Consider the following 17,718-nt stretch of genomic DNA (forward strand, 5'->3'; position numbering starts at 1 on the left):
ATCGGACCCAGGTAAAATTATAGGCAGGCTAATGGCTTCCGGAATTTCACCGGTCATTTTCAAGATTAAGGAAAGGTTCTGCTATGGTTATTATGGAATCACAAATTTTGAGAATAGGAATCAATCAGGAAGCACAATCAGTGTTCTGCCTTCCTGTCTGAAATGGATCCCTGATTTTTCGAGTGCGAGCAAAATGCCGTTGAGCGATGTATTCATTTTCATTTCGCCACCAAAAGCGATGGCCGGAATACCGTTCTGGTATTCAACTTCAATATCGTACCAGCGCTCCAGCTGGCGCATCACCTCTTCCAGGGAAGCGCCTTCAAAATTGAAGAACCCGCGCTGCCAGGCCATCACTTTTTCAGTATCGGCATTATTGATAAGGTGCAGTTTATCGGTTATGCGTGCCTGTTGTCCGGGTTTTACCATCGTTCCGTTCACTTTTATACTTCCATCGATCAAAGTAGTATTGAGATCTTTTTCATTTGAATAGGCGCTGACATTGAAACTGGTGCCCAGCACTTCAATCTGCGCTTTGTTTCCCGCATCCACAACAAAGGGCTGCCTTGCATTCTTTTTGACTTCAAAATAAGCTTCGCCCTGTAATTCAACTTTTCTTTCTCTGCCGGTGAAGGCAATGGGATATCGAATGGAGCTGGCTGCATTCAGCCATACCTCCGAACCATCTGGCAGGGTCAGCTTATACTGCCTTCCTTTGGGGGTAGACATAGTATTGTAGCTGCTTTTGTTCCCTGTTCCTTCATAAACCAGGGCGCCATTCACCACTTTAGTTGTTACTCCTTCCTGAAGCGCCACTGTTGCATTGCTGATGGTATCCAGTAACACTGCAGCCCCGTCTGCCAAAGTCAGGATGGCTCCATTTTTTCCTGGAGGGATGGTAACTGTCTCAGCTATTGTTGTTGCTTGTTTTTTATTGTCCAACCAGCGCCAGTAACCAATTCCAGCCACCAATATGATAGCGGCAGCAGCAACCCATTTATAGGCCGCTCTCATTGATATGGTCCTTCTTGCCAATTCATGTTTATTCCACTCAGCAACTCTGCCCTGCATTTGAACAAGCAGTTGCTCATCCAGCTTTCCTTCGCTGTTGTCAGCTTCCATCAGTTCAGCATATTCATTCATCAACTCAGCAACTTCCGCTTCCGAAAGCCCTTTAATGGATTCACGAAACTCCGTAAGTTCCTCTTCTGAAGGGCCCCTGACTGCAAACTCCCGCAATAATTCCAGTTGTCTGATTTTTGAAATACTCATGGTATTTAATTAAGACGGTTCCCGAAGATGGGTAAGGACATTTAGATCCTGTTTTTTTTCAGAAAAATGAATAAATGGAAATAATCCAGAGGGAAGTCCAGTCCTTATTGTTTATCAGACAGGCTTTGATGAACTGTACCGCACGGGTCAGGTTCTTCTGGACGGCAGGTATGGTACTCCCCGTATGCGCTGCAATTTCAGCCAGGGACAGGTCTCCGGAGTGCCGCAACAGGAAGATCTCTCTTTGTTTGTCTGAGAGCCTGTTAATAGCATCCCTGGCGATAATATGGTATTGCTTCAATAGATAGTCTTCTTCAGCCTGGGCTTCGATACGGTCAGTACTTAAGATCTGGCCATAATATTTTTGTTGAACAGCTCTTTCCCTCTGGCGGTCTATGAGTAAATTTCTGGCGATCCTTTGAATATAATGCTCCAGGGAATTGATCCCGGCTAATGTTTCTCTTCGGGTCCAGATCTTGAACAAAGTATCCTGAACAACTTCTTCCGCTTCCGTTCTATCAATAGAAAAGGGGAGGATGAATTTCAGAAGCCGTTGCTGAAAATGGCAATAGATACGGGTATATGCCTGTTCATCTCCTTCAGCAAGCCTCAGGAGCAATTCTTTTTCATTATATGTAGGGTGGGTATTTATTATCGTGGTATCTGCTAAGGCGCAAACTACAAAAATCCGGGCATTTGCCTTCATAGTTATTCGGCGCTATGCAATTATCCGGGAACTTAGCTATGGTCATAGGCAGGAAATACGCAGAAGGCGCCTGCATTGCATGCAGACGCCTTCCACAAAAGCATTATTGGCAATACTAACTATTCTCCGATCAATGCGAGGATGCCTTCATTCCGAATGATCATCATACCCTGACGGTCCTCTGTAATGCCTTCTTCCAGTTTATAAGTGTACCGCGGTTTGACTCCATCCATTATGGTAGGCATGAACCTGAACTGAATATTTGGGGTTGCTTTCAATGCTTCTCCTACTTCAATGATATGGGTTGATACGATGAACAGGCAATCCTGGTATTCAGCAAAAGCTTGAGTAACGGCCAGCGTACCGTCATAGGCATCTTTCACATTGGTGCCTTTGAACAGCTCATCGAACATCAGCAATAATCTCTTACCGCTCGCAGCTGCATCGGCAGCTTGTTTTACGCGTACCACTTCGGCATAGAAATGACTATAGCCAAGCCCGATATTATCAGCCACGTTGATACTCGAATACATGCCTTCGCGTACAGAGAATTCAAATGCAGAAGCAGCAACGGGGAAGCCCATATGGGCGAGATACATTCCGATGCCGATCGATTTCATCAATGTTGATTTCCCTGCCATATTCGCCCCTGTGAGAAAGATCACATTCAGATCTTCCTGCATGAAGAGGTCATTCCCGATGGCTTTATCGATGCAGGGGTGTTTCAGGTCCTTCGCCAGCAATATATTCCGATCCGGGGCTAACGCCTTCGCATAGGTGAAACCTTTCTTCCGGGCCACATTGCTCACGGCAATGTATAAATCCAATTCATAGATAAACTGTAACAGGTTGTCCATTTCAGTGGGGAATCGGCTTTTCAGCAGGTGATCATATTGCGCAAGAACCGCCACTGGCAGGTCTTTATAGATATCGGTGTTGCGGAGTTTATGCAGTTGTTTATCGGAAAGCAGCTGGAGCAGCTGGTTGACACGAGCAGCCAATGGGCTTTTCAACTGCTGCAGTGTTTCCAGTATCCCATGGCAACGATTCAGGGTAACGATGGTGGCCTGCAGCCCCTGTACAGATTTCTTGTACCGTTCATCGCGGGTGAGCTTGCTGAGTAGTTTTTGCGTGAGCATACTGCACATGATGGCGAAAGCGCTCTTGCCTGTGCCTGCATCGAGGTATTCCCGCATGATATTGAGCTGCTGTACATCGAAGGAAAAACTCAGGTTTGATTGCTGGAAAAAATGGAAAATGCTACTGCGTTGATTGATGCTTTTAGCATCGAGCAGAGGATTGCGGAACATCGTATCCAGCAATTGTTCACCGCCCCGCGTTTTGACTTCATTAAAAAGATGGTATACTGATCCCTGTCTGAATTTTCCCAGCAGGTTCAGTTCCTCCACTGTTTGTTTATCTGTATTGAATTGCATTAATGTTGAATTTTATCATGGTGTGCCCAGTCGCTCGCCTCCCGGCGAGTGACTTTTGTTGGTTCGCCTCCGGCGAACACGGTGTCGCCGGAGGCGACAAAATAGTAGTCACTCGCCGGGAGGCGAGCGACTGCGGCACCTTGATGATTTAAGAGACAGCCCGTTTGCAGCCGCGCTGAAGCGTTTCCAGGATGCCCTCATTTCGAATGATGATCATCCCATGACGATCGGCAGTAATTCCGTTCTCTAACGTGTACGTATATTCGGGCTTGTTGCCATTCATACGAGTAGGCAGGAATTTGAACCCTATTGATGGAGATTGCTGCAAACGTTCTCCTGCTTCCACAATATGTGAAGAGATAATGAACATACTGTTCTTCTTTGCAGCAAATGCCATCGTGATCTCCACCGTTGCTTCATGCGCATCTTTTACGTTTGTTCCCCGGAACATCTCATCAAAAATGATGAAGATCGATTTGTTAGCCTGCAGCTCTGCCGCCACTTTTTTCACCCGCAATACTTCCGCATAGAAATGGCTGGCGCCAATGCCCAGGTTATCCGGCAGATTGATGGTAGTGTAAATGCTATCCAGCACAGAGAACTCCATTTCCAACGCCGCTACAGGAAAACCGATATGCGCCACATACACAGCTGTACTAACAGATCGCAGAAAGGTAGACTTCCCTGCCATATTCGCACCAGTGAGAAACACTACATTCCTGGAACCATCCATTGCAAAATCATTGCTCACGGGCTTTGCCAATTCCGGATGATATAACCCTTTGAGGCGTAGTTCACCTTTCCCTTTCTCTAACGCTTTGGGAAATATGAACTTCCTTTCCCGCGCCACTTTGGCTACAGAAAGATAAACATCCAGCAGATAGACCTGCGCCAGCAGTTGTTCTATTTTATTTTTTTCTCGATGGCGGAAGAGCAGGTCATAAGCCGTGATGGCTGCATACGACAGTTTGGCTCTGGGTTGTTCCCGCAATACCGGTTCAAAAGCTGGTTCGAGGAGGAGGGAGGCAATCGCCTCCCTTTCCTTCGTATAGGATTCCATGGTTATAACATCTTTCTTTTCCACAAAAGATCTTATCTGTTGCACCAGGCTGACCAGCGCCGTTACGCCATTGCTGATCTCTTTTTCACTGAGTACAACCTGCTGCGTTCCCTGCTTTTTCTGTTCATCCGCCGCCAGCAAATATTTTTCCGCCATATCGAACAAGGCCCCTTCAAAAGGAAAGCGCATATCCATGACCGAGAAATTTTTGATGATATCGCTTCTCCGGTTGATCTCCAACTGATCACTCAATGGCCTCATGAACATCTGTTTCAAAACAGCTTCTGCACCACGGGTATGTGAATGATTGTAGAGATCGAATAATCCCTGGCTGTCTCGCTTCCCGAAGATCCGGAGGTCTTCTATCGTTTGTTCATCGGTTTGTAAATACATCATTTTGTTGTTTTCTTTTCCGGCGGATTACTCCCATGTAGCAGCACAAATCCTGGCAAATTCCTCCCTGGTAGTTTTAGTACCGGCTACGGGTTCTTTTACTTGCGAAGGATCTATCTTTTCATCCAATTCGACAGCAGTATATACTACTTTTCCATTGTCGATATTGATCTCCATTATTACACCGGGCAGCTGTCCCTGGAGATCCGGACCGGCAGCTACGGGTATAGAGGGCGCATACCAAACAGTAACAATTTCTTCCACTCCTTCCTGACTACTGATGCCGTATGCGTATGCCAGCTGACTTTTTCTTTTTGTAGTTGCTTTCAGGCATTTACGACCCAGAATTAGTTTTGTTTCTTCAGATAGCGTCCACGATAGTTTATTGATTGTATCATAGATAAGATATTTTTTTTCTGCAACCTCCTGGCTTAACACGCTCATGCCTGTCTTCAAATTGGTAAACGTCATTTGATTACTAGCCGGGTTATCAATTCGTACGGATACTCCTCCCTCCGTATCAATATCCAATTCTTCCTTTTTAGGCAACTGCTTTATTAAAGACTGATCGTTGGCAAAAAACACTTCTGAATTTCCAGGACGAAATTTGATCGGTACAGGTCTTCCGTCAATTTCTCCTGCTAAGGTTATTCTTTGTTCATACAGGACTCTGCCTTGCTTTTGCTGGGCTTGTAAAACGCCGAAAAGTGATAAAGCGAAAACTGACAATACTAATTTTTTCATGTTATTTTTTTTTAAATTTGACTTACTTTGCTGATGGCAATGCGCCATCTATCTTTTGCACCAGATCTTCTAAATGAATTTTAGTTCTGGCATCTGTTATACCAGTCATGGTTGATTTCATAATTGCAGAAAGTGATTTCAAATGCGCTTTCACAACAGCAATTGCTTCCCCTTTATCATTGACGTTCATCCCCACCGTTAGACCCGGAACGCCAGGAGCCGGCATCACGGAAGCAGGCGCAGGTGATAATACTGCTATCAACTTAACCACATAAGCCCTTTGAAGTGCGCGACGATAAATATCGATGGGTACTTTTGTATTCAGTTCAGACCAGACAGCCGCTTTCAGATCATCCATCATTTCGATTATTGTAAAGGCACTATCACCCATAGCAGCTTCCGCATTAATCAACTTTTCCATGGTGTTGAGATTGATCAATTTACTCAATGCCTTCTCCTGAACATAACCAACTACCCTTAAAGCATTATCACCTGTTTTTGAAAAGATCTCTTCGTTTATCAGCCATGCGGGCGTAGCAAAGACCTGATCATGCAGAAATTTAACAGCTTCCTGCTGCGTTTTTTTGGACACCCATTCATATACTCCACCACCTTGTTCAATGGTTTTTGGGCTTTCCATTATACCACCAATATTTTTAGAAACATGTCCGATATACCTAACGAACTGTTCGATCAATTCATCATAGACAGATTTCAGGTTGCTATAGTTTTCATTTGGCACACTGGTCCATATGGGAATGTTTGGCAGGATGCGTTGCAGGTTTTTTATACCGTAGGAGCCTGCCAGCATAGCGTTATCCCCTAAATCTCCGTCCTGAGAACGCGGGTCATCCTGGTTCGCTTCATGCCCAAACCACAATCTTTTGTTTTTTTGTTTCTCAGTAGTTATTTTGTTGAGCATCGCGGTTTCTGCTTCAACAGTTTCATCTGTCCATCTATAGGCCCATTCGATTGCCCATAAATCGTATTCTCCTATGCGTGGAAATAAACCAGCTTCTCCTATTTTATCTTCAGGCTGTGCTACGTAGTTAAAACGGGAATAATCCATGATCGATGGTGTATGCCCATTTTTTTCGACAAACTTTTTATCTCTTAACATTTCTACAGGAACAGTTGAGCTGGACCCGTAATTATGTCTTAAGCCTAATGCGTGTCCGATTTCATGTGAAGAAACGAAGCGGATCAACTGGCCCATCAGTTCGTCATCAAACTGCATCTTACGAGCTTTCGGGTCCACTGCTGCAGTTTGGATCAGATACCAATTGCGTAAAAGATGCATTACATTGTGATACCAGTTCACATGGCTTTCTATAATTTCACCTGAACGCGGGTCCGTAATGATAGGGCCGTTTGCATTGGGTATAGAAGATGGCTTGTATACTATTGCCGAATGCCTTGCATCTTCTAAACTCCACACTGAGTCCTGCTTTTCGGAAGGAGCTACTTTACCGGCAATAGCATTTTTAAAGCCGGCTTTTTCGAAAGCTTTGTTCCAGTCGTTAATCCCTTGTATAAGATAGGGCACCCATTTTTTGGGAGTAGCCGGATCCACATAAAAAACGATTTGTTTTTGTGGCTCCACCAGTTCTCCTTTTTTATATTTCGCAATATCAGCTGGTTTGGGTTCCAGTCTCCACCGTTTAGCAATAGAGATGCGTTTCACTCCCTGCGGATCAGCATCAAAATCAGTATAACTTTCTTCAAAATAGCCTACTCTTGGATCTGCGATCCTTTTTTTCATCGGCAGTTCCGGAAGTAAAACCATTGAAGTATTCAATTCCAAAGTAACGTTCCCTGAAGCTCCCTGTGTTGCACGACTATATGTTTTGACCGCTTTTATTTCAGTATTTATGGAGAAGGATTTTACATTGACGATGTATGATTTATCGGGTTGGAAACCGCCAATATGCCAATTAGCCCTCACGCTATTATTGAAGTGGAGGAGGTCGTTGTCGCCACTGATATAATCTGTAACATCTATTACCGTACCATTGGAATCAGTCGGTTTCACTTTTGCATCGAATGCAACTGCGATAGGCTGAATATTGGAACGCGTAACTGCCAGATACATCTCTTTTGTAGAGTCTTTAGAATGCTCAGTAAAAGATCTGTTGATGATGTATATCTTATTATTGGGTCCTTTCTGGAAAGAAATTACGTTTGAATTTACTTCGTCGCCGGCATATCCGCTCATACTCATCGGGTTTCTCAGATCTGCTCCGGATTTAGATACTCGTGATATAACAAGAATATCCCTGCCAAGGATAGCATCTGCTATTTCAAAAAAATAACTGTTGTCTACTTTATGGATGGTAAATAGTCCCTTCTGAGAGTGAGCAGTAGCCGGAATTACTTCTCTAAATGATGTAAGCCCCGTGTTTAGCGGTTGGGATGTTTGTTGGGGTTTGGTAGTGTCAGAGATCACGAAGCTGTATATCGGCGTTGTTTGTGCCATTGCCTGTGATACAGACACCATCAGCAAGCCTCCAAGCAAACTTTTTCTAAAGTTCTTAATGTATTTCATTCGTAATGATTATTGTCGTTTCCGTCTGATCAGTATTATGGCGCCAAGTATCAGAACAGCTGCGGGTAATATCCAGAGAAGGATGATTTTTTGCGTCTTTGCAGCATTGAGGCTGATAGTGAGCAGGGTATCTGTTGGTGGTGTAGAAAGCAGGTGAATCGGAAAAGCTTCATATGTCATCCAGCTTAGATAGTTCCAGGCTATCATACCCTGAGCACCACGTCCGAAGTTGTTGGAGAGAAAGTCTGCGTCACCTGCAATAGCAATCCTTTGTTCTTTGTTGCCCAGTTTCCTGCTGAGCGCCACGGCTACATTGAATGAATCCAGTTTATAATCGCCTTGCTGCGCTACAAACACAGGTGCAGCAGAATCTGTTACGAGGCGTCCTGCTTTTACCCAGTTTTGCCCTTTATGGGTCACCATCATTCTTGTGACCTTAAATCCATTTTCTTCAAAAGAAATTGGTGCGGCACCGGGGTGAAGTATTCTGGCGGGGTCACCTGCAAGAAGGGATTTTCTGGTCTGTATATTGAAAGTGTTTTGCTCTTTCAGTAGCCAGGTATGATCCAATGTTATGAAAGGAGTTACCCGGTCCGGGGTTTCGTGTTCGGAGATCTGAACCATTGTGCCTGGCATTAACTGAACCCCTAATGGTTGCATCAATGGGTTTAAAACCTCTTGTTTACCGGGTTCACCTAAGATCAGCAGATTTCCGCCATTGTCGATATATCTTTTCAGACGGGTAATTACGGTATCGTTCAGCTTTACTTTTGGATCGGCAAGCACCAATGCACTGGCATCATCCGGTATATCATACCTGCTTAAGTTCAGGGTATCAAATTCAAAGCCGTGGTTGATCAGTGCGCCCCTGTTTATTTTACTGATTGAATAGGAGGAGTATTCGCGGTCGCCCCATTTATGTATGTTACGTTCGAGGTTTCCGGTAGTGGCATATATTTTAGGTATTGTGTCATTCGATAATCGTTTCAGTGCGGCAGCTACATGCGCTTCATCCGGCCAGAAAATTCCGTCATTGAAAGTCCGCAGGAAAATACTTTTCCCCTTGTATTTTAGATGCATCACCGCTTGCATACCTTCTGGCTGCAGATCGATCTGTTTTCTTATTGCTGCGGGTTTAAGATATCGATCAATATTCGTTTCTTTCATTTTGGCAGACTCCCTGGCAATAGAGTCTAAGCTCATTCCGGGCATAAGCCTGTAATTGGTGCTATCCCCATCCATCACATCATAATACAGCACATAATTGAATTTGATATCAGGTTTGTAGCGAACGTATTTATCCCAAAACCCCCAAATGTAGCTATTACGTGCACTGGGTCTGGTTCTATCGAATCCTTCCCCCAGCAGATTGGTGTACAAAGTAACTTCCAGCGGTTCGTCCTGCATGTTTTGCAGGATGTTCTGTGTTTTTTCTGTGATCGTATTTCGCTGTGTGCTGGTCCCATCCCAATAACCAATAAATCCGGGTCGGGAAGTAAAATAACCTGCTACTAATACGGAAAGAAATACTGCCAGATACCTGGCTGCTTTTTTTGTTCCTGACACCAGTTCCCTGCCATGTCGTAAACTCAGGTAGCTGAATGTGACGAACATGTAGGTAAGCAAAGCATAATACATAACATCTCGACTCGTAACGAGCCCATTCAGCATTCTTTCTGCTCTGCCATTGATAGCAAGAAAGTAGGTGAGATCGCGAACAAAATCATGCTCCTGCCATAACACGCCCACATTTTGCAACAGGAAGAGCAGAAAAAAAGTGCCGATCGCAGCTACGATCGGATAATTGGTGATGCTACTCATAAACATACCAATTGCCGTATATGCGCAAACCACCAGGTAAAAAGCGATCAGTCCTGCAGTCAAATGACCAATATCAATATTTTTGATACTGAATCCTCCAATTACCATAAACAGCAGCATGATAGTTAATAACAGCATATTGTAAGCCATTACTGACAGATACTTTCCCCATACGATCTGATTCAGTTTTACAGGAGAAGAGTAAAGAAGTTTTACGGTTCCGCCATTGAAGTCGCGGTTGATCAATCCCATAGTAAGCAAGGGAATGAAAAGATATAAATTGGAGAATATATTGCTGATAAATGCACTTCCGGGCATGTTCATGAATATTCCATTGGTCAATGCAAATGAAAACTCTTTGAAGGCAGGAGTGGTGCGCTCCAGTGAGTCCTGCATGTTTGCCACCATAACAAGGGGATTACAATAGAACAGTGCACAAATAACCATGAAGATCAGTGTAAGGAACCAGGCAACCGGAGAGAAGAACAGGTGCCGGAGTTCCGTTCGCGCAATTTTGAATATTAGTTTCATCCGTATATTTTTATTGATGAGATTGTGCAGATAATTGTTTGAAAATATCATCGAGCATTCCTTTTTGCAGATTGACTTCACGAATGCGCCAATCTTTTTCTACACCGGAAGCAATGACCCTTTCTGTGATATCTTCTTCTCCATCAAAGAAAATAATTGCTTGTTTATCGGTAAGGTATTCTGCTCTGGTAATACCTGGTACTTGCAGTAATTCTTCTATTGCGGGCGGATTAGCAAAACGTACCAGTACACTATGGGGCTTTATGTAATTGTTGAAAGCATCCATTGTGTCAGAAAAAATAACTCTGCCAGACTCAATCATGATCACGTCTTTGCAGAGGAGGTGGATCTCAGACATGATATGTGAAGAAAGTAATACCGTTCGTTCCTGTGCAATTTCCCGGATCAGATTACGGGCTTCGATCAACTGATTCGGATCGAGTCCATTAGTAGGCTCATCCATTACTACCAGCTTAGGCTTATGGATGATAGCCTGGGAAATACCCACCCGTTGGCGATATCCTCCCGATAGATTTTTGATCAGTCGTTTGCTGAAATGAGTGATGCCCGTTTTCTCCTTTGCTTCCTCTACAGCGGCTCTCACTTTCTTACCTTCTATCAGCCTTAATTCGGCTGCATAAGTGAGGTATTCATCCACTGTGAAATCAAGATAAACCGGAGGGGTCTGTGGCAGGAAACCGATAAATTTTTTGGCGAGTTCGGGGTCCTTTCTTATATCAACTTCATTGATGAATACATTGCCTTCAGTTTGATTGAGCGCACCACAAATAATATTCATGGTAGTAGATTTGCCTGCTCCATTGGAACCAAGCAGACCTATGATGCCATTCGCTGCAATTTCGATATTGATATCACGGATGGCCCAACTGCTACCATAACGGTGCGAGAGGTTTTCTGTTCTTAAGATCATGTATGTATGTTTAGGAAAGTATTGGCATAGATTGGCCTGACCAATACAATATATCAGTCTGTTATATTATTCAGCCTGCCATTTGGCAGCTATTCTTTGATTAGATCTGTTTCATACGCAATACTTAGCCGGGAAATCTGAACCCAACTTCCTTGAGGAAATCCCTGATGATACTGAACTTTTGCAGTATAAGTGTTTGGTGGTTGTATTTATCGGAAAAGCTCTGATCAGTATAGTAAAAAGCTGCAGTGAGAAAAGCTCTGATATCATCAGATTCATGGGGCGTACTCGGCACTGCCATGTTGCCAAATAAGAATGTTCCATGGAAAAGAAAACCGATTTCCTCCGGCTCAGGTATCAACTCAGGAGGCAACATCAACAAATATGGATAGCCAAGATAAACATCAACAGGAATCAGATTTTTTACTGCTTCTCTCGAAACGCTGAAAAACTCTCTTTGTAACTGACCTGCATAGCGCTCGTTGATCCTTTTCACTGCAATTCCTGCAAGAATAGATGCGGCATATACGCGTTTTTCTTCACTGCTCATTGCAGCTACATCCTTTACTGCAATTCCAATTGTATTAAATCCATATTGTGCCGTCCAGCCCTGCGAGATCTGAATGTTTGCAGATGGATAGGGGAGCCCCAATGAGTCGATCAAGAAGATAGAAGGAATAATCAGGTTTGGCGGAAGTTTTGGTATCACCTCCTCCTGCAGCAGTGTCAGGAAAGCTGGAATATTGCTTCTTGATGTAAGCCGATCGAAGTAAACATAGGACTTGCCTAAAGGTGCGTATTCCAATGAAAGTTTTGTGTAAGAATAGCGCGCCGGTACTTCACCATCTTTGCTGATCTGTTTTTTTGCAATCGTATCGTTATAGAAACAGGCTATTCCGGTATTCTTGTAGAATTCATAAATCAGATGATCAACAGGATCATTTGGATTGTCCTTTACCACGAAATAATTCTCATCGAGGTTAGTGGGTTCAATCGCCTTTTCTTTCCGGCAACTCTGTGTTGTGATCACAGATACCAGCAGACAGTAGATTAACAAAGTGGTATTCATTATCCCGCGGGTATATTGTTTCATGGTATTATTGTTTAAGTAAACGTGGGGGCCTTGGTTCATTAAAAAGCAATCCCTGATTAAACGCTATTTCGTCATTGGCTATAGGAACGATATAAGCAGCAGCATCCTGCTCATAAGGCTTCAATTCATAGTATCCGATATCTTCATATTTTGATCCTGTGAAAACCACCGCACGATGTACAATTGTTTTGCTGAATGGATATTTGCTATTAACACCATAGCGGCGAAGGTCAAACCAGCGATGTGATTCAAAACAAAGCTCAAGCCTGCGTTCCTGCCGAATGATGTTGAGCAGTTCCGGGCCATCTGCACTCACAGGCGGAACCTCCAGTGGCTTGAAACGATTCTTCTTTAATTCCTGCAATGTAACGCGTGCTTCCTCAAAACGCTCAAGTCCTGCAAGCGCTTCCGCTTTGTTCAGATAAACTTCAGAAAGACGAAGCAGAAACAAATCTGACACATCATCATCAGTTACATCTACAGACTTTCTTTTTTTAGCTACTTTCATTTCGCCTCTGCTGTTCTGTATAAAAAACACTTTCAGGCGCAAATCTTGTGGAGCATAAACTGATATGAGTTCATCAGAAGCCCTGTAATAAGGTCTGTCAGGCACATCCTGCAGCAACGAACCTCTTATACCGCTTGACCCCATCGTGAAAATTACTTCAGGCGTAGTTCTATTCAGGAAATCTTCACCTTCCGTATGAAAATTCAGATCTTTCAGTTTGTATCGATTTATTTTCATCACCTGATTGGCATAATGAAGCGCTTGCTCATAATTCTCCATGAAGAGGTATACTTTACTGAGCAAGGCCTGCACACTTGCCTGGTTGGCCCGAATTGTAGCAGTTAAGTTGGCATCTGCCAGCTCTTTTTCAGCTTCCAGCAAATCTGAAATAATCTGATCGTACACTTGTTTGGTAGTGCTGCGGGCAGTAAACTGATCTTTGATGTCTGGGGTAATTTTCAGCGGAACGCCGAAGTCAACGGCAGCAGTAGATGGCTTATATGGTTTGCCATACATATTTACGAGTATAAAATAATAATATGCTCTTAGAAAACGGGCTTCTCCTGCTATCCTGTTCAGTGCTTTTTCAGACTCTCCTTTTTCTTTCAATAGTGGAACGTTGTGAATAATCGCATTAATACGTGCGATTCTATTATACAGGTTGTTGAATAATTGATCTGTATTAGTCAGATCTCCTTCCGTATTGATACGCGGTTCTGCCTGCCAGAAATGAAAACCATACTCCATTGTAATCTTATAAGTCCCGTCAATTGTACCTAACTGTTCATCATCATCCATGGCATACGTTGAAGACAGCTGATTGGAATATGCATCTCCCAACAATATTTCATTAAGATCAGTAGCTGATTCTACAAAGCTGCTATTCTGAGAATAGGCTGTAAGGAATTTTTTACAGGAGATTGTACTGATATTGAGTAAACAAAATAGCATTAACCATGCTTTATTTCCTGATAATTGCATAGTGTTGTTTTAGAAGCTAAGATTAAGATTAAGAGCATACACCGGTCTTATTGAAAGATTGATGTTAGGAGCAGAGCCCGATTGAGTGGGGTCCTGACCGCGCAATGCTTTGTTTGTAATGGTAAAAAGATTGGTGCCGCTAAAATGAACAAGTGCGCCTTTGCAATGCAGTTTTCTGCAAAGTTCATTGGGAAACCTGTAGCTCAATGAAACATACTGGAGTTTGAGGTAATCTCCTTTTACCACTCTCAGGTCTGAAAAGTCGTACATCTGATAGTAGTCGGTAGCGAAGAATTTTGAAGCATCCATTTCATTTAACCACCATGCATACTGATCAACCTGAAGTGCGTCTGCGCCTTGTATGGCAGGGATATTAGTATTTTTTTCATCTCCGGGATAACGCCATCTGTTGATAAATTCTTTCCGCAGGTTTTGTTGTGAACTGGGTCTGAACGTACCGTAATTACCGGATGCGATCTGTAACAATCTTATTTTGTTGCCAAAACTGTAGGAAAAGGTTACGTTCAGCGTCCAGTTTCCATAGGTAAATGAATTGTTAACCGCTCCCTGCAATACCGGTTCTCTTCTGCCTGCCTCTACCATTACCATGCTGAACACTTCTTCCCTCGTCATCTTATTGTAGGCTTCTTTTAAGGCAGTTTTATTTTCAGGTTCTGCTCCATAAAAAACAGGAAATCCAACATTCGGATCAAGTCCTTTAAAACGATAAGCGTAAAATGTGTTAACGGATTTTCCGTTAACGGGCACAACTCCATTCAGGAAATCTCTAAAAGTAAGCGAAGCAGCATCAACCAATACATTCCGGCTGTTGACATTATTATTGAGTAATTTATTGAAAACCTGTCCTAATTGAGGATCGAAACGCCACATGAAACCTTTTTTGTTTCCGGTTCCTATATTATCAATGATCTTAAAATTCATACTCAGTTCAATTCCCTGGTTCTGCAATGTTCCGCCATTTACAACATAGGAATTAGAGGGTGCGCCATTCACTGCAGACACTTTTTTTTCCATAAAAGCATTGGTGGTTTTGCTATAGAAATAGCCCATCGATCCATTGATCCTTCCTTTCAGGATGGAAAACTGAAGTGATGCATTATAATCCTGTGTTTTCTCCCAGGCTAAATTAGGATTGGGGAATGACACAATATTTGAAACGAGTTCATCATAATAAGAATTGACTGCGCCTTTTTGGAAAATGGTATAAGGTGTTTGACCTGGCAGCATATTTCCGCGCGTGCCAAATGAGCCCACCAGGGATGCCTGGTCCAGCCATGATACATGTGACAGAAGGTTATTATCCAGATTCCATCTGCCAGACAATGCCCAGGTAGGCAGAAACTTTTCATTGCTGCGCGAACCAAATGAGTTGGAGAATTCCTGACTGACAGTTGCTGTAACTACATAACTTTCCTTAAAGATATAAGTGGAGGTCAGGTAAGAACGCATAGAGTTTTGCAAAACTTCTGTGATAACAGGTAGCGATTCCCTGGATAACCAATAAGCATAACTGGTGTATTTAGATGGATCAACTATTGCGAAGCTATGCCCCCGCTCTGGATAATACCCCCTGTTTGTGACGTTAACTGAATTGTTACGATTTGAATTTAAGTCTATCGCAGCTTCCACCGTGAGCTGGTGTTTTTCCTGCTGATCCAGGTACCTGCTGAAGTTCAGCCGGCCATTAATAATATAGTTCTGCCTTCTGATCAATTGCTGCCGCAACTCTCCACCGAAAGGCATTGGATCTGCCTGCGGCTCGAAAACCCCCAATGTATTATTGTATGCACTATTTCGGAGCTGCATTGCCCATTCGGAATTCCCCTCAAACCATGTTTCATGAGCAGAGTTACCACCGGTATAAGCCAGTTTGGAATTGAACTGAATTCCCTTTGCTATCTCGTAACTGAGATCAACACTGGCATTGTATTCATTATTTTGAATCGTTTCACCTGTATGGTTCATTTCATTAACAATATTCATTGTTCTGAAATCATTGAAACCATTATAAAACGGATTAGACTGAATATTCGAATAAAAATAAAGCGAGCCGTCTTCATTATAAAGTGGGATGGCTCTGCTGGTACCATAAGCGTAATTCATCAAACCAATCTCTGCTGGTGTATACTTCCGTTTCTCTTTGTTTAGCTGAACATTGAATTCTGCCTTAAATTTTCTATAATTCAGCTGCAGGTTCAACATTCCGGTATAGAGGTCATTGCCTTCTTTTTTGATCACACCCGGCTCTGTTCGATACCCTACAGACGCGCGGTAAGAAGCTGCAATGCTTCCGCCGGATACACTCAGCGTATGATTAGTAGCAAAAACATCCCGCATCGTATTTCCAAGCCAGTCGGTATTTACGGACTCAGCTTTGCCTACTTCTTTCTTAAAAGTTTCATAATCCAGTTTGCCATCGTAATAGTCAACCAATGCCTTTTCATAAGCTTCCAATGTTCCACCCCGGAGCTGCAATTGTTTTTGAATCATTTCACGGGATACATCCACTCTTTCGGCTGAGTTCATCATATACATTGACCTGTCGGAATAGCGGGGTCTTTGGGTGAATGTAGTTGTAACATTGTAGTTAACAGTAGGTGGCCCGGGTTTTCCTCTTTTTGTAGTGATAACGATAACACCGTTGGCGGCGCGAACACCATACAAAGCTGCGGCTGTTGCATCTTTCAATACATCGATCTGTTCGATGTCGTAAGGGTTTAAACCTGAAATCGCGTTACCCAGAAGATTTACAAAATCAGGATCGTTGATCCTTTCCGCCGGAATGGGGAAGGGATTGGTGCGAACGATTCCATCCACCACCCAAAGCGGTTCCCTGGATCCCAAATATGTGTTGGTTCCCCGGATACGCAGCTTGGGAGCGGCGCCCGCCTGTCCGGAGTTTTGCAGGAACATCATACCGGGCACGCGTCCTTCCAGCATCTTATCAACCGTATTCAAACCCGGTTGCATAATTGAATCCATCTTTAAAGAGGTAACTGCACCTGTCAGGTATTTCTGTTTGATTGTCTGGTAGCCGTTATACACTACTGCATCTTCCAGCACTGCATTGGGTTCAAGCTTTATAATGAGACCGCCGCCAGCCTTCACTTTCTCCTGAACGCTGTTATGCCCTACATAACTGATCTGCAGGTATCCGTCAGGGTTAGCCATGATAGAGAAAGCGCCTTTCTCATCACTCAGGGTTTGGATATTCTTACCTCTCACTTTGATGGTTGCATTGGAAAGCGGCTGGCCATTGGCACCAGATACGAATCCTGAAACCATGATCAGGCCGGGATTAGTATTGTCCGGTTCAACATTGCTTCCAGGTGAAGCCTTTTCATTAGCAGGTTTGGGCGACAGCACGATCTGTTTATTGCTTAATATTTTGTAGTCGATCGGTTGGTTGCTGAAACAATGCGCCAGTACCGATTCAATGGATGCATTCTTCACATCGATACTGATCTTGCCCGTGTTTTTCAGCAATTGCTGTTTGTAAAAGAATCTGTATTCTGTTTGCTTTTCTATTTCCTTCAGCACGGAACTCAGTGAAACATCCTTTTTGCTGATGGAAATGGACTGCGAGAAACCTGTTGCGCCAATAAGCAGCGCCATGATCAATAGTGCAGTTCTGAGGGTCATAAATAAATCAGTTTTCTCTGAAAGTTTAGGTTAA

At 43.4% G+C, this 17,718-nt stretch carries 11 protein-coding genes; all 11 read right to left on the bottom strand.

Going from position 1 to position 17,718, the window contains the following annotated elements; translation table 11 throughout:
- Positions 1–120: 120 nt before the first annotated feature.
- On the bottom strand, positions 121–1,272 hold the full coding sequence (locus D9Y29_RS02910; RefSeq protein ID WP_127124958.1) for a FecR family protein: 1,152 nt from the start codon (positions 1,270–1,272) through the stop codon (positions 121–123).
- Between the two features lie 58 nt (positions 1,273–1,330).
- Positions 1,331–1,891: an RNA polymerase sigma factor gene (locus D9Y29_RS02915; RefSeq protein ID WP_164735231.1), complete on the bottom strand. Its 561-nt coding sequence runs from the start codon at positions 1,889–1,891 to the stop codon at positions 1,331–1,333.
- A 206-nt stretch (positions 1,892–2,097) separates the two neighbouring features.
- Entirely contained in the window at positions 2,098–3,414 is a 1,317-nt protein-coding gene (locus D9Y29_RS02920) for a MutS-related protein (RefSeq protein ID WP_127124960.1), read from the bottom strand.
- Between the two features lie 148 nt (positions 3,415–3,562).
- Positions 3,563–4,870, bottom strand: coding sequence for a MutS-related protein (locus D9Y29_RS02925; protein ID WP_241237836.1), 1,308 nt, complete (start codon positions 4,868–4,870; stop codon positions 3,563–3,565).
- 24 nt (positions 4,871–4,894) lie between these two features.
- Positions 4,895–5,611 carry a GLPGLI family protein gene (locus D9Y29_RS02930; RefSeq protein ID WP_164735232.1) on the bottom strand — a complete coding sequence of 239 codons (717 nt, stop codon included), beginning with the start codon at positions 5,609–5,611 and terminating at the stop codon, positions 4,895–4,897.
- 22 nt (positions 5,612–5,633) lie between these two features.
- The gene (locus D9Y29_RS02935) at positions 5,634–8,156 is read right to left on the bottom strand and encodes a zinc-dependent metalloprotease (RefSeq protein ID WP_127124962.1); all 2,523 of its coding nucleotides are present in this window, start codon (positions 8,154–8,156) and stop codon (positions 5,634–5,636) included.
- 9 nt (positions 8,157–8,165) lie between these two features.
- The gene (locus D9Y29_RS02940; protein WP_164735233.1) at positions 8,166–10,508 is read right to left on the bottom strand and encodes an ABC transporter permease subunit; all 2,343 of its coding nucleotides are present in this window, start codon (positions 10,506–10,508) and stop codon (positions 8,166–8,168) included.
- 10 nt (positions 10,509–10,518) lie between these two features.
- The gene (locus D9Y29_RS02945) at positions 10,519–11,439 is read right to left on the bottom strand and encodes an ABC transporter ATP-binding protein (RefSeq protein ID WP_127124964.1); all 921 of its coding nucleotides are present in this window, start codon (positions 11,437–11,439) and stop codon (positions 10,519–10,521) included.
- Positions 11,440–11,563: 124 nt separating this feature from the next.
- The gene (locus D9Y29_RS02950) at positions 11,564–12,400 is read right to left on the bottom strand and encodes a hypothetical protein (RefSeq protein ID WP_127124965.1); all 837 of its coding nucleotides are present in this window, start codon (positions 12,398–12,400) and stop codon (positions 11,564–11,566) included.
- A 136-nt stretch (positions 12,401–12,536) separates the two neighbouring features.
- Positions 12,537–14,021, bottom strand: coding sequence for a RagB/SusD family nutrient uptake outer membrane protein (locus D9Y29_RS02955; protein WP_127124966.1), 1,485 nt, complete (start codon positions 14,019–14,021; stop codon positions 12,537–12,539).
- A gap of 9 nt (positions 14,022–14,030) precedes the next feature.
- Positions 14,031–17,684, bottom strand: coding sequence for a SusC/RagA family TonB-linked outer membrane protein (locus D9Y29_RS02960; protein WP_127124967.1), 3,654 nt, complete (start codon positions 17,682–17,684; stop codon positions 14,031–14,033).
- Positions 17,685–17,718 lie beyond the last annotated feature (34 nt).

The organism is Pseudoflavitalea rhizosphaerae (genome assembly GCF_003991355.1).
GTDB classification, from domain to species: domain Bacteria; phylum Bacteroidota; class Bacteroidia; order Chitinophagales; family Chitinophagaceae; genus Pseudobacter; species Pseudobacter rhizosphaerae.